Annotated in this window: 12 protein-coding genes; 2 read left to right on the top strand and 10 right to left on the bottom strand. The window is 40.6% G+C overall.

The genetic code is table 11. The features are described from left to right. Positions 1–140: 140 nt before the first annotated feature. From D1164_RS17930 to D1164_RS17915, 5 genes are all read right to left on the bottom strand, one after another. Positions 141–1838 (bottom strand): tetratricopeptide repeat protein, encoded by a 1698-nt coding sequence (locus tag D1164_RS17930; RefSeq protein WP_119351275.1) that lies wholly within the window; start codon positions 1836–1838, stop codon positions 141–143. A 327-nt stretch (positions 1839–2165) separates the two neighbouring features. Beyond that, complete coding sequence (locus D1164_RS17925) at positions 2166–3557, bottom strand: FAD-binding oxidoreductase (RefSeq protein WP_119351274.1); 1392 nt, start codon at positions 3555–3557, stop codon at positions 2166–2168. A 4-nt stretch (positions 3558–3561) separates the two neighbouring features. Further along, positions 3562–3948 (bottom strand): cupin domain-containing protein, encoded by a 387-nt coding sequence (locus D1164_RS17920; RefSeq protein WP_119351273.1) that lies wholly within the window; start codon positions 3946–3948, stop codon positions 3562–3564. A 17-nt stretch (positions 3949–3965) separates the two neighbouring features. Next, positions 3966–4121: a hypothetical protein gene (locus D1164_RS23825; protein ID WP_172594517.1), complete on the bottom strand. Its 156-nt coding sequence runs from the start codon at positions 4119–4121 to the stop codon at positions 3966–3968. 197 nt (positions 4122–4318) lie between these two features. After that, positions 4319–5428 carry a nickel-binding protein gene (locus tag D1164_RS17915; RefSeq protein WP_119351272.1) on the bottom strand — a complete coding sequence of 370 codons (1110 nt, stop codon included), beginning with the start codon at positions 5426–5428 and terminating at the stop codon, positions 4319–4321. A gap of 514 nt (positions 5429–5942) precedes the next feature. Here D1164_RS17915 and D1164_RS17910 point away from each other — a divergent pair. Beyond that, positions 5943–7280, top strand: coding sequence for an ATP-binding protein (locus tag D1164_RS17910; protein ID WP_119351271.1), 1338 nt, complete (start codon positions 5943–5945; stop codon positions 7278–7280). A 436-nt stretch (positions 7281–7716) separates the two neighbouring features. Here D1164_RS17910 and D1164_RS17900 read toward each other — a convergent pair whose 3' ends face one another. Beyond that, on the bottom strand, positions 7717–8043 hold the full coding sequence (locus tag D1164_RS17900; RefSeq protein ID WP_119351269.1) for a hypothetical protein: 327 nt from the start codon (positions 8041–8043) through the stop codon (positions 7717–7719). 53 nt (positions 8044–8096) lie between these two features. On the opposite strand from D1164_RS17900, the gene D1164_RS17895 reads away from it, so the two are divergent. Next, on the top strand, positions 8097–8366 hold the full coding sequence (locus D1164_RS17895; protein ID WP_449405542.1) for a DUF4943 family protein: 270 nt from the start codon (positions 8097–8099) through the stop codon (positions 8364–8366). Positions 8367–8852: 486 nt separating this feature from the next. Here the strand turns inward: D1164_RS17895 and D1164_RS17890 are convergent, their stop codons facing one another. From D1164_RS17890 to D1164_RS17875, 4 genes are all read right to left on the bottom strand, one after another. Then, the gene (locus D1164_RS17890; protein WP_241558300.1) at positions 8853–9974 is read right to left on the bottom strand and encodes a glycoside hydrolase family 27 protein; all 1122 of its coding nucleotides are present in this window, start codon (positions 9972–9974) and stop codon (positions 8853–8855) included. A 440-nt stretch (positions 9975–10414) separates the two neighbouring features. Then, on the bottom strand, positions 10415–12301 hold the full coding sequence (locus D1164_RS17885) for a glycoside hydrolase family 127 protein (protein WP_119351267.1): 1887 nt from the start codon (positions 12299–12301) through the stop codon (positions 10415–10417). A 68-nt stretch (positions 12302–12369) separates the two neighbouring features. Next, the gene (locus D1164_RS17880) at positions 12370–13227 is read right to left on the bottom strand and encodes a sugar phosphate isomerase/epimerase family protein (RefSeq protein WP_119351266.1); all 858 of its coding nucleotides are present in this window, start codon (positions 13225–13227) and stop codon (positions 12370–12372) included. Between the two features lie 83 nt (positions 13228–13310). Beyond that, on the bottom strand, positions 13311–14813 hold the full coding sequence (locus D1164_RS17875) for a Gfo/Idh/MocA family protein (RefSeq protein WP_119351265.1): 1503 nt from the start codon (positions 14811–14813) through the stop codon (positions 13311–13313). Position 14814: the final 1 nt, after the last annotated feature.

The following is a 14814-nucleotide window of genomic DNA, read 5'->3' as shown; positions in this document are numbered from 1 at the left end:
ACCACCAGAGGATAACATCAGAGACTGTAAAATTGATTATAATCCTGATGAAAATTCCACTTCTTATACACCTGAAGTAATAGAATAGGAAGGTACCTATCACATTTTGCTGACATTAAAAAAATTGGAAAGCTGAATAATTACATGTCCTTAATACATTCACATGTTGTTTTAAGGAGTGGAACATCTGCTTCTGCCCAAGCAGTTAGGAACTGTCTTTCTACAATGTCCGCTTCTGTTGATTTACCCTGTGCATCAAGGGCCCTGCTTAATCCATACAATGACCATCCATTTCCGGGAAACTCTTCAAGATCTTCGCGATACACTTGTTCCGCAGCTTCGAATTTTTCAGCTTTAAAATAAACGGCACCCAGAGTATGTCTGATTGGTTGGAGATATTCAGGTGGCTCTCCACCAAAACCTAATTCATCTTCTGCCAACACTGCCTTTTTCAAATGTTCAATGGCAAGTGCATAATCTTCTTTTTGTAGTGCAATTTCACCGGGAACAAAATGAAGAATCGGATCCAAACGTTTTCGATATGACTCCTCAGTCCATCCCGGAAATAACAATTCCTGTGGAGGAGTAGTGTTGTATAATTCTTTAAACTCAGCATACTCTGTTTCTGCAGCATCAAAATTCTTTTTAGCGGCATATGCAATAGCACGATGTGCCCGCCACATAGCAGAAGTTATAGGCATAAATTCTGGAGGTGCAGGTTCTTCAAGTAGTTCATCCCAAAGGCCAAAGCGCTTTTGCACATCGTAAACAGAACACATCCAAATATCAATGTCAGGCGTGAGCATCTTGAGTTTATCCTTGGGTATATCGGTCCACATATGACGGGATGCATCAAGAGCTTTATTTTTATGTCCTATCATCATTGCAGAATATGAAAGAATATGATTATTATGTACCATATACATATGTTGAATTCCCTGATTTGGAGAAATCTTTCGATACCGGATATCCGCCTCCATGGCTAATTCGTTTTGAATAATCGAACGATCCCACATGTTTACTCTGGTATAAATGTGCGAAGGCATATGAATCATGTGTCCGCTGGCAGGAACCATGTTGCCTAAACGTTCAGCAACTGCAAGCGCTTTCTCAGGAATCTTACCTTGTTCAACTGCATGTATGTATAAGTGACATGCTCCGGGATGATTTGGGTTCAAATTAAGAACTTGTTCCAGTGTCTCTACAATAAATTCCGTGCCTTCTACAGGTTCGCGGTCAGTAGTGTATAAACCCCAAGGTCTGATTTGCATCATTGATTCGGCATATATTGCTCCAACGTCCGGATTTTCAGGGTATTTCTTCCAAACTTTTGCCATTGATTCAGCAAAGGCTTTTTCCAGTTTTGAACGATCTGCTGGGAATGGATTCTCATATCGGGTTTTCAATGTTTCAATGAGGTCTCTTTCTATAGGTGATGCAGATTCTAAAAGTTTTATAGCTTTCTGCAATGCATCCCACGAAGCTTGATTCCTTTGCTCCGTCATGAATGGATCATTATAATTTGGTCCTTGAGCATACGATATCGCCCACCATGCAATTGCGCAATTAGGATCAATTTCTGTTGCTTTTGTGAACAAGCGAATTGCTTCATCATGGTTAAAGGATTGCAACCAAATAAAACCCTGATTCAAGTAATCCTGAGCATTTGAAGAAAATTCACTTAAGCTGCATTTATATGAGCCCAGTCCATCAAAAAGTTCAACCTCAGACTTCGCCTGAGATAGAGAGGATAAAATTGAACCATAGGAGATATTGGAAGGATCTTTATCTCCAATAATCCAAATGTTTAATAAAAAAAGAATAGTTTTGAGTTTCATGATGACTGATTTTACATTAAACAATTCATCTGATTATCATGTAATTGGGGTTAAGTTCAAATATTAAACAAGTTACAAATTAATCCGTAGATATAAAAGACATTTATGTCTTTTATTATGATTCAATTGACAGAACCATGTAATTTATGGGTGTAGGTGTACCTATCATATTGTATGGACACCTAAATACCTATTTCGCGTTCTTGAAGGTTTGATCAAGGAATTGCTACCGCAGGGCATCCCAATGCTGTTGGAATGGAAATCATGTGAAATGATTGAAAATTAATATCCAAAAAGATCATGTTCACCTGATAGTAAGTGTTCCGCTTACTCAGCCGGAACAATATTTTGATTTACCCGGAAAAAATTGGCGGGATCATACTTCTTTTTGATTTGACTTAATCGCTCATAATTATCCTTGTAACTTGCTTTAATCCGTTCCTGTCCCTCATTCATGATAAAGTTTAAATAGGCTCCCCCTGAAGAATATGGGTGCAATGCATTCCAGTAATCTTTAGCCCACTTTGTAATTTTTTCTGCATTAACAGGATCCGGATCAATACCAACAAATACGCCGGCATATTTTGCATCGCGATATGCCCAGGGAGTTTCCGTTTTCCCAACTCTGCCAGCCGCGCCACTTATTGGATACAAATGCATTTGCGAAAGTGGTGTTGGAATTTCTGAACCGAATTTTTTATGAAGAGCCGCTGCATCAGCGGGAATGTCATTGAAAAAATCAGCTCGCCAGTACCATTGCATGCCTGGAGGCAAGAGTCCGTCAAACAAAGTTTGTACTGAAGGATAAGGCATTTCTCCCACATGTTCAAACAATGGATTCATGGCTATAACTGGCTCAAAAACTTCAGGTCCTTTTTTTACGTCACCAGAGTAGCACCAGACAATTCCGCAAAATTTCTTGTTGTGTAAATGAGGCGGAAAAGGTGGCCCCGGAATAACCAAAGTGGCGACAAATCCATTTAATTCATCGGGGGCGTTATGAAGAAAACCATCGTACCATTCCATTATTTCTTCCGTTTTTTCAATAGGCCATAATGTTGGTCCGCCATAAACTGTGTTTACTTCATGAGCCTGGAATTTAAAGGAAGTTACAATACCAAAATTTCCTCCTCCTCCCCTTATTGCCCAGAAAAGATCGGTATTCTTTTCATTATTTACAGTCACAAAACTTCCGTCAGCTAAAACCATGTCCGCTTCAAGAAGATTATCAATAGTCAATCCAAAATTTCTGGATAAATGACCAACGCCACCGCCCAAGGTTAATCCGCCGACACCGGTTGTTGAAATTATTCCAGCGGGCACAGCCAGGCCAAAAGGATGAGTTGCATGATCTACTTCTCCCCAAACATTGCCGCCTCCAACACGTACCGTATTATCCGATGTGTCAACCCGAATAAATTTGATTCCTGATAAATCAATGACCAATCCGTCATCGCAAATTCCAAGCCCCCCGGCATTATGACCTCCTCCGCGAACCGAAACGAGCAAATTATTTTCTCTGCCAAAAGTTACTGCAGAAATTACGTCTGCAACATCGACACATTTTACAATAAGCCCCGGCTTCTTATCGATCATTCCGTTATAGACTTTACGGGTTTCTTCGTACTTCTGATTGTCGGGAAATACTAACTCTCCCCTGATTTTTGTTTCAAATTCCTGCAAGATGTCTTCTTGCAGATTTTTAATTTTTGTTTCCATCGTATTATCCTTTCGTCTTTTCAATCATGTGATTAATTACCTCACTGTGTTCATGCTGTGGGCTGAACATGATAATTTCTGCATCAGCATTGACCTTAACATTATGCCCGGCAGGCCAGTAGAATAAATCATTTGTGGTAACTGTTTCCTGATTGCCCTCTGCATCAGTAGTTGTAATCTCACCTTTCAGAACATATCCCCAGTGGGGACATTGGCATTGGTTTCCTTCAAGTCCGATAAAAAGAGGAGTAGTATCGACCCCTTCAGAAAGGCTAAAATACTCACCGCTAATTTTACCTAATCCTGATGCATCACCAAAATCTGTTCTTTGGCGTACAACGGCGCCAGGAATTTCCATTTTTACTTCAATGTTTTCTTTTGCAATTTTCATTTTTCAATCCTCCATTATTATTTAAATATTACTGCCAAATCCTCCTGATTTTCTTTGCAAGACAAAAACCGTGTACTCACTCCCGGGTTGTTCATGTGGTTTTCAACCGCATCATTCCCAATTTTTGCGATGCCTTCTCTTCCTTCTAATCGTTCAAATAATGTTCTGTTCATAGTACCTGGTTAAAATGATTCATTCGTAATCCTGAACAGATTTCCTTTGTTGCGGTCAGCTACTGATTAGATGATTGTGACTGTTATAGAAAATCAAATATACGGCAGAAAAGTGCTCAGGTGTTACTACATTTTATTCAAATGCTTGTAAGATTGATTCAAAATAAATACAAAATTGTCTTTTATTCTGGATTGTACTAAATGTCCAGTAAATGAAGGTAGTCGGTAGGGCTTACACCATATTTTTGTTGAAAGCATTTTGTAAAATATGAGGGACTTCCAAAGCCTGTTTCATAGGCAATTTCTGAAATGTTCCCTTTTTTTGAGCGAATATAACTTAAAGCCTTGTTAAGCCTGAATTCTTTGATAAATGCATTAGGCGATTCTCCGGTAATTGAGGTCATTTTCCGGTATAGATTGGATTTACTTAAATTTAATTCTTTGCTTAAATCGTTAGAGTGAAATGAATGCTTAGTCCAGATTGATTCCATGTAGTCCATTAAATTATGGAGTAAATCCTCATCATTTGGCGATATTGGACTTATAATATCGGGTTGAAAAGAAACATTTTGATTCTCGCTCTGGTATAGCTCTTTAACCTCGTTTGTGATCACAATTTTTGCCCTTGAAATATAGTACAAACGTTCAGCCCTTTGAATGGTATCTTCAAAAACAGATTCTTTATCAGTAACAGGAACACCAGCGCTTAATCCAGTTTTCAGCTCAATATTATCCAACTTATTTTGTTCTTTCCACTGATTAAAATCCGTTTGTACCTGAACGGCACAGTTAATGGCATGTGAGACAGATTCAAAAGAAACCAGAAAATAATCTGAAGTTTGATTAACTACCCTTCCCTTGAAAGATTTGATTGTAGCGGAAATTGATTGATTGATTTTATTTATAGATTCTTTCAAAGACTGAATTTCCGTATCCAGATAGGATAATTGCTCAAGCCCCGTCATCATAATGGTTCTGAATGCAGGTTCATTAATGATATTCAGGCTGACGTTTTTTGATTTTTCAGGATCTTCTATTCTTCCTAAAAATGATTCCACGATACTGGGTTCAACTTCAATAATACGATGAGGAACTACACCATGGGCGCTGTTATGCATATTAATAAGGCTCTGTTCGTCTGGTGCTTCGATAAGACAAAATGCAGTCTTTCTTTTATCATCAAACCAATATGTTAATCCCCTGCAGTTAAATTTATGCTGGATTTTCAAATCTTCTTGATGAAGTTTTGCAACAGCTTCAGCAGTTACCTCTTCTGAAACATCATGACGATCCATGTAGATTGGCATAGTTGTATATTTTAAGACCTCTTTATAAAATGGACATGACGTCCGATAAAATCATAATAATCAAATTATACCATGGACAAAAAGTAATACGTATTCTGTTGTTATTTGTTCTTTTTTGCGTTTAGTATAAATTATACAAGTGTGCCAATCTCAGTACTTGTGTCGGTTTTGTGAGTTTATAGGTTGCAGTTTCAGGAAGGCATTGCGAATTACTTTCTGTAAAACCTGATAAAGAATGGTGGTAGTTAACACTTAGCTGTATTTCTCATTATTATTGTTTGTTTTCATTGATGTTCAATGTAACCCCCCATGAAAATGATAATATTGCTTTTGTGTGGATAAAATTTATTCATGGTCGTATTATATTTGAAAGCATTACATGGTCTTTAGTTTATAAAATTGTTTGTCTGGTATAAAATGTATCCCTCTCTGTAATACAATATTTTTTATAATTAACCCTCACTTTAATACAACTTTTTGTATTTTTAACCCTCACTTTAGTACAAAAGTAAAAATGTTTAAGCGGGAAATATTAGAAGAACTGGTAAAATGGAAAAGTAAGGAGTTCCGAAAACCTCTGGTCATAAGAGGTGCCAGGCAGGTAGGGAAAACTACTGCTATAAATATGTTTTCTGAACAGTTTGACCAGTACATTTACCTTAATCTTGAAAAAGAAGAAGAAAGACAATTATTTGAGCAGAACTATCCTTTCCTTGATTTAATCACTAACCTGTTTATTTATGCAGGGAAGAAGAGAAACGGGGGGACAACCCTTATTTTTATTGATGAAATTCAGAACTCTCCAAAAGCGATAGCTCTTCTCAGGTATTTTTATGAAGAGGCTAATGAACTGTTCGTAATAACTGCGGGGTCACTTTTAGAGAGCATAATGGACAGAAAAATTTCCTCCCCGGTGGGCAGGGTGGAATACCTGGCAATTCACCCCTGTTCATTTAAGGAATTCCTCTATGCCACCAATAACGAATTATTGGCAGCAGAGCTTGAAAGACCTGAAGTCCCGGTTTTTTTGCATAACCAGCTTACGGCACAATTTAAAAAATATGCCACCATTGGTGGAATGCCCGAGGTATTGAAACTTTATGCAAACGGTACCGATATTTCTTCACTCGGTTCGGTTTACGATAGTCTAATCTATTCTTTTTCCGACGATGTGGAAAAGTATGCTGTTTCTTCAGCACAAACAACTTACATCAGGCATGTCATTGACCATGCTTTTGCTATGGGTGGGACTAAAGTTACATTTGAAAAATTTGGAAATTCGGAATACCGTTCAAGAGAAATGCGAGAAGCATTTCGTGCCCTCGAAAAAACAATGTTGATACGGATGGTATATCCAAGCACCAATTTGGAAGTACCGGCTTCTCCTTCACTGAAAAGGAAACCCCGTCTCCATGTGTTAGATACCGGATTGATTAATCATGCACGGGGATTGATGGGCGAGCTCGTTTTTAACGAAAATATTGGTGATACATACCGGGGAATTATTGCCGAGCACATTACCGGACAGGAGTTGCTTGCATCCAATTTCTCGATTAGTAACAAACTAAATTTTTGGGTACGCGACAAAAAAGAATCAAGTGCCGAGGTAGATTATATTTTACCCTGGCGGGGAAAACTTATTCCCATTGAAGTAAAATCAGGAAGTATTGGAAAATTAAAATCGTTGCACCAGTTTATGGATCGTGCCCCTCATAATATTGCAGTAAGAGTCTATCAGGGGGAATACCTGATACAAAAAGCCAAAACTATTGCAGGTAAAACGTTTACTCTTGTTAATCTGCCTTTTTACCTTGTGCACCGTATTGAACGGGAATTAGATAAATTAGGGTAAAATTAAAATATTATTGGCTCAAATGGCTCATTAATGGTTCAGGTTCGGTGGTGATTCATGCCAAACTCTCGCAAATTAGATTGCAACTTCCAATTGTTAGGAAGAGTACAAAAAAGGTCGTCAGTTGTGACAGTTTTTTCTGTATTTATCCTGGCATTTATTTTATTTCCTCAAAACCGGTAGTATGTGTTTTTTCTTTTGTTCCCAAAGAGGCACGATTTTACCGTGTTCCTTTTTACGCCACACGTATGTTGATGTATCGTTGGAAATTGCCACAAGATGCAATCTTGCGTCAGCGTGTTGCTAAACGGGGCGGGCTGTACATCCGAACCAGCAGAGAACTTGATCATCACGTCAATAAATTAAAAACTACTAATGAAATACTGAATGTCTATTTCAATATCCAATATTTCAATAGTCATCTTAAAGTCCTAACCTAAATAAGTTTTTCCGGCATAGGGCCCGAAGGCGGGGCATTCATATCCATCCCGTGACATTTTTCTATATTTTCCTTCATAAGAATGTCAATAGGATGATCAGATACTGCCACATCGTGCATAAACGATTCCGCACCAGGACCTTCGTGAAGCACAACTGCCATTAATCCATTTGGAGTTTCTACTGCCCAGACATCATGGCGGGTAAGACTATAACGTTTATTCAGTTCATCCCAGTCTTTTTTCTTTTCACCCTTCATTTTTAGAATCCAATTTTTCCATTCTTCTTCCATACCTTTTAATACAGGCGCAACAACTAATCCCATAATCGTAATCTATTAAATTGATTAATACTCAAATAATTAATACAATATAAGACATCTTTGTCTTAAAACAGCTTGTCCGTAAGTTAAAAATGATTAATTTGTTCATTTTGAAAGAGTTGTTGTTTTGGGGAAACAGACCTGGAAAGGTTTTTCTTGGAGAATATGTATTATGGTGTGTTCAATATACAATAGACGGTCATTTCCCACCTTTGAATCCATTCATGGTTAATACGAACGAACAAAAAATTGGGAAAGGAATAGCAGCTGAAGAAGTATTGCTTGTAAGAGATTATTATAAAAATTGGTGGAATCTTTATCCTTAAAATGTTTTAGCGGCTCCGTACCCATTAGGTGGAACACTTTATACATGGTTTTAATGATTATAAAGTCATTTCCACCTCTCCTGCAGCAAGCCCAACTGCCCCTTGTTTGCAACGAGGGGGAAGCTGTCTTAGAGTTTGTAACTCTCAATTTTCCATTAAGTCTTTTTACTGATTTAGATTTCTGTTTGTGCATGTACAAAACCTTTTTTACCTGAATAATCGCGTGCCTAACTAAGCAGGTATTCATATGGTTTCGCAACTATCAAAGCCCGAACCGGATTTTCATGAGCCAAACAGTGAATGTTAAAAAATAAACAGCGTTCTGGTCAGTAATAAAGTAATTGTCTGCTGACATTCTTTTATTTTAAAAATAGCGATTACATCATAAAAAACCATGTTGCTGAAAAAAATGCATTACAAATACGAAACAGTCTATCCCCTGTTGCAAACGAGGGGTAGTGGGGAAGATTTATTTTTTTTGAACTCTTATTGTTGAAAAATATTGAACGGGATTGATTCACCATCAATTTTTAAGGCTACCACGCCATGAACGGGAACCGTGTATGTCAACGAATCTTTGGTAACATTTTGCTGTGTTTCTTTTTTCCACAAATCCTTTACTTTGTAACCTTCCGAAGCGTTAATACCAATGGTTTCGAGGTTTAAAGTGATTTCGGCCGGCTTTTCGCCACGGTTGAGCAGAACAACCCCAACCTCGCCGCTTATAGCTGAAACCAAAGGCCTGCCCCAAATTTCATGATCGCCGTGATCAACCAAACGGCGTGCCTGATATACCATCGGATCCTGGTTGAGGGCAATTACCTCTTCGTTTGTTAAAATTGAAAGCGTTTCGTCCGACATGGTCGTTAAATCGTTACCGGCCAGCAAGGGAGAGTTCATAATGCACCACATGGTAAAATGGGTTTTGTCTTCTTCGTAGGTCATTCCGCGGCCCACCTGCAACATATCCATGTCGTTTACATGCCCGGGGCCGCTGTAGCACCATAAATCGGCATTCAAATCCACAATGTGCATCACCGATTCAAAGGTATTGGCAATATCTTCTGATATGCGCCACGAATCGGCAACCTGTACAGCCCATTTCCCCGGAAATTTCCAGCGGCAAATATTATAAACTGCATCAGGCCTTAGTTCGCGTATTATCCTGCCCAGCTCGGTATAGCGGATTTGTTCGTCGAAGCCCAACCAGTCGCCGCCACACCAGTCGATTTTTACGAAATCATATTTCCAGTCATTTAAAAACAACGACAGGTCGCGGTATTCGTGTCCAAAAAGTCCCATACCTATCCCAAGGGTATCTTTGTTCCAGAAGGATGCGCAGGTGTTAATCCCTGCGTCTGTGTAAATACCGGCACGTAAGCCTTTCGAATGAATGTACCCGGCCAAGGCTTTCATCCCTCCAGGGAAACGCTCTTTGTGTACCAGTAAATTCCCTTCCGAATCGCGGCCACCAAAATATCCGTCATCGATATTTATGTAACGGTAGCCGGCATCGGCCATGCCCCGATCAACCATGGCATCGGCCTGTTGTTTTATAATATCTTCATTGATGTTCACCCTGTAATTGTTCCAACTGGCCCAGCCCATAACGGGGGTTTTGGGGCGCTCTGCGAATTGAATCTCTTTTTTCTGTTGCGAACATGAAAAAAGAAAAATACATAGATACGCAAATAAAAAGTTATGTTTCATTTTTTTGATATTTTTTTGATTCATTTGACTATCTCCAGAAAAAGTAAACTTAAATATCCAAATTGATTTTTTTCCGGCTTATGAAGCAAAGGCTATTCAATTGGAGTCAATTTGGTTTAACTCCACCTTTAAATATTCTGTATCCTTTGTCCTTCGAGCATAAAACGCCTCTTGATTTTCCTTTTTTGAGTTAAAAGAACGTACCTCGCCCATACACTCTTGGGGTATTTCCCATATTCTCCTCCTTTCTTTGTTTTTTATGCCACTTCGACGAGCCTGTCAAGCTCTTCTCCAATTGGCTTTGTAAAAATGGTTTTATAAGAAAAGATTACTATAACTTACTTTCGAGGATCAATTAACTGAGGAAACCAAACCCGAAAACGTGAACGCTCGTCGAAGGTGTTTCCGGCCGAAGCGTAATCGCAAAAGGTTAACTGACCTTGTTGGTCACCTCCTTTTTGAGTAGGTTCGTATTTGCACTGCACTTTGCATTGCATCCAGAAACCTTGTGGTTTTTGTTCGTTCATTTTCAAATTTAAATAACCGTCTTTATCAGTTAACGGGATTAACCATGCATCGAGGGGTGAACCGAGCAAGCGGCTGTCGCGTGCAAAGACAATTGGACCTCGTACGATAGCTATATTCTCAGTTTGTTTCCCTGGTTTTATAATTTTACCTTTCATATCCAGGTACAAACTTATTTTGTCCTTGTCTTTCCATTTCTTTTGGATAACGACATATTGCCCGGCAGTAATTCCCGGAACTGATTTCTCGTTCACAAAAAGAGAAGAATGTTTGCTCCATTCAGGTATACGTAACCGGATTGCCATTTCTTCCGACTTGGGCAATTCTATTTTGATGTTGATTTTTCCACTAATCGGATAATCTGTTTCCTGTACCAATTTGACTTTCTGCCCATCCGGGGTTTGAAGAACATAAGCTCCCTTTGCATAAAAATTTACCTGTAGCCCATCGTTTCTGCCCATTGCAACAGTAGATGGAAATGAGAATAAACTGCGGGGGCCATTAGCCTTACAGCAATTTATCCCCATGCCGCATTGTTCACTGCCTACCATCCGTTGCCCGGAGAGAGGGGAGTACATCGCCCATTCTGCTCCATCAGGCTTCATAGATCCCAATAAGGCATTGTAATATGCTTGTTCAATAGCATCTGCATATTTAGCTTCTCCTGTTAATCGTAGTAATTTCTGGCATAGTTTTATCCAAGTTACCGTAACACAAGTTTCTTGGTAATGGAGAATTGGTTGTGATTGTAATTCCTTTCCGCCAAACCAACATTCTATAGATGCCCCTGAACCAACGATATTTATTTCAGTACTACGTATATTTTCCCAAGTTTTTTCAACTGCTTCTTTATATTCGTCTTTCCCTGTTAAGCGATAAAATTCTAGCAATCCTTCGTAGCATGACATCATTTCATATGCCTTTTGCCCCTGCTCCCATCCATACCAGTTTGTAGTTTTTGGGAAACGTTTTGACACATCAACATTTGCTTTTGTAATAAGTTGAGGTCCATCAGTAATTTCCCACTGACGTACAATTTCTTTGGCAAATTCAAGGTATCGTTTTTCTTTTGTCCGAGAGAAAAGAAGGCAAATGGGTTCTAGTATCGAAGAAGCAGCCATACCACGGTGGTTCCCTTGTTTTACAATCAATACTTTATTATCAGCAAGTTCTTTTATTAAATGGTCAGCTAGGTTACAAGCTGCTTGCAATACAGTACCATCTTTTCTAAGATTGTAATATGCCAATAAACCAAGCAAACAGTACTTTCTTCCCCATATATCCCAATTTTTAAGATGCCAATCATCTGCATAATTCCCGATATATCCATTAGCTGATTGAGTAGCTATAAGCCCCTCAACTGCCATATCTAAAATATCTTTCAATTGCGGTTCAGGATGGTAGCAATAAGCCAATACGGCCGACGTTAACCATTTCCCCCAAAATTCACTTTGCCAGCAACTGGTTTCTGTCCGGTTCCAAAACGGAGAAATTAGTCGTTCAACATCCTGTGCTAGTATCCGATTGTAGTAAGAAGCATCCAATTTTTCTCCCAAGAAACCACGTATTTGAGATGCAGTAGCAGGTTGTAAAAGGTCTACAATTGCATTGTTACTATCAGGTTGATTCTGTTTTTGTCCCTGCGCAAATGCAGTACCAATAAATAGAACGAAAAGCCAAGTGATAAATAAATTTTTCATGCTTTTTTAATGTTTTATCGACTCTGATAATTTATTGCCGCTTTCTATTAAAGCTTCCATAACTACATTTAATATAGTTCATCGACAAGCTTTTTGAAATATGTAATGCTTTTTTCGATATCGGGAACCGAGTTATCCCAGTTGTGTTCGTATTCGATGGAAAAGAGGCCTTCGAAGTCTTGTTTTTTTAATTCCGCAAGCATGCCTTCTATATCCAGCGAACCGGTCCCCCAAATCACATCGTGGCGTTCGGCTTCCCCCGCTTCTGCTGCTTTAATGTCTTTAAAGTGCAGCGACTTTACCTTGCCATTGTACTTTTTTAGGCATTCTGCCGGGTCGAGCCCCATGCGTGCCCAGTGGCCCACATCGGCACATGCCCCAATCCGGCTGCTCAGCTCTTTGGTGGCTTCGAGAAACATTTCAGGCTTCCAGTAATTCGATGGTTTCGGGTGGTTGTGGATGGCCACATCTATTTTGTACTTGTTGGCCAGTTCATCCACATATTCCAGGTGTTTGTACTCCGGCTCGCAGGTAATGATTTTAATGCCCATGGCATTGGCAAATTCAAAAAGCTGTTTCCATTCCTGTTCGTCTTTGCAGATAACCACGCCGCTGGCCATGATTTTAACCTTTTTTGATTGGGCATATTTCAGTATCTGTTTGCGGGTTTCTTTATCCATCCTGAAATCCATGGTGCCTTCCATGCCTTCGCCCAAAGGCTGGCCGTAATACACTTCCATGTAGTTCAGTCCCAGCTGGTGGGCTATGTCAACGGCTTCTGTAAAAGTAAATCTATGGAACGAGTAACTTTGTACCCCCAGTTTCCAGCCGGCTTTGTCCAGCTTGCTTTTTTGTGCAAAAACAGCTAACGATAAAACCATAACTGCCAGTAAAACAGAAATTTTTACGAATATACTTTTCTTCATAACTTGAATTGTAGAATTAAATAATTAAAAAAAATGAAGGGGCTGACAAGAGACGGCCCCTTCTGTGTTTTTTGTTCCTATCCTTATGGCATTTCGGGCAACGACCAACCATCGCGGTAGGTATGTTTCACCCATTCCTCGGCCATATCTTTTGCATTAAATTCAGCGTACTGCCTGTCGAAGCGCGGGTCGCCGTCCACCACTTCAAATTTATCGACAGATACCACTTTAATTTTATCCGAGTCGGATATGTTGGTGAATTGCATATTTTCGCCGTCCCATTCCAGGATACGGTTCAATCCCTGGAGACGGACAGCCAGCACGCCTATTACCACCATTTCGTTAAACGGGCCGGAGTAGGCGAAATTGGCACTCGTTTCGGTGCGGCTTCCTGCCGGTTCCTTACAGGCACGAATCCAGTCGCGTTCGTGCGCCCCGGACCACGGGCTGTCACCAGAGCCGGGGATACGGCGCAATACCGGCCTGGGCTCTTCAAATTTTTCCATTTTGGAATAAGGAAGCAGGGTGGGTTTCATTCCGTAGTAGCTGGTCATGATTTTCCCTTTGGTCCCGACAAACAACAGTCCACCGCCGCTGTCTTTGCCGAGTATTTCGCCATCGGCCAGTTCTATGGGACGGCGCGGTAGTAATCCTCCATCGTACCAGGTAACCTTTACCTCGGGCATACCCACGTCAGGGAGGTTTTTCCGTGCCGGGAAAGTATATTCCACAACCTCGGCATGCGGTGCACTTTCGGTATTAACCAATGTGGAGGATGCTTCTACTTTGGTCGGATATTTCAGCTTAAGAGCCCAGAATACCGGGTCGAGTACATGGCAGGCCATATCACCGAGAGCACCGGTACCGTAATCCCACCAGCCACGCCAGTTCCAGGGCGTATAGGCCGGGTGGTAGGGGCGGAATGCAGCTGGGCCCAGGAAGAGGTCCCAGTCGAGGGTTTTAGGAACTTTCACTGTTTCGGTGGGGCGTTGCAGTCCCTGAGGCCAGATGGGGCGATCGGTCCAGGCATGTACCTCGGTGACTTCCCCTATTGCGCCTGACCAAATCCATTCGCACACCCGCCGTATGTCACCAAACGAGTTTCCCTGATTGCCCATTTGTGTGGACACGCCATACTTTTTGGCCAGTTTAGTTAGCAGACGTGACTCGTAAACTGAATGGGTCAGCGGTTTTTGCGTATACACGTGTTTGCCCAGCGTGATGGCATGGGCTGTTACTCCGGCGTGGGTATGGTCGGGTGTAGCTACCATTACCGCATCAATGGAATTTCCCATTTTGTCGAGCATCTCGCGCCAGTCTTTAAACTGTTTGGCTTTAGGGTAATCTTTAAATGTTTTGGCGGCATAGTTCCAGTCTACGTCGCACAGGGCCACAATGTTTTCGCCGTTCATGTTGCGCAGGTTGTTGCGACCCATGCCGCCCACGCCTACACCGGCAATGTTTAACTTGTCGCTCGGCGAAACATGGCCAAAGCGCTTACCCAGTACTGTGCCCGGGACAAAGGTAAGCCCGGTGCCGGCCAGGGCTGTGGTTTTTACAAAGTTTCTTCGGTTAATATTGATCATG

The sequence above is a fragment of the Mariniphaga sediminis genome (assembly GCF_003573545.1).
Taxonomy (GTDB): Bacteria; Bacteroidota; Bacteroidia; order Bacteroidales; family Prolixibacteraceae; genus Mariniphaga; species Mariniphaga sediminis.
Note: the sequence above shows the minus strand (reverse complement) of the source record. Positions and strands in the feature narration are given on the sequence as shown.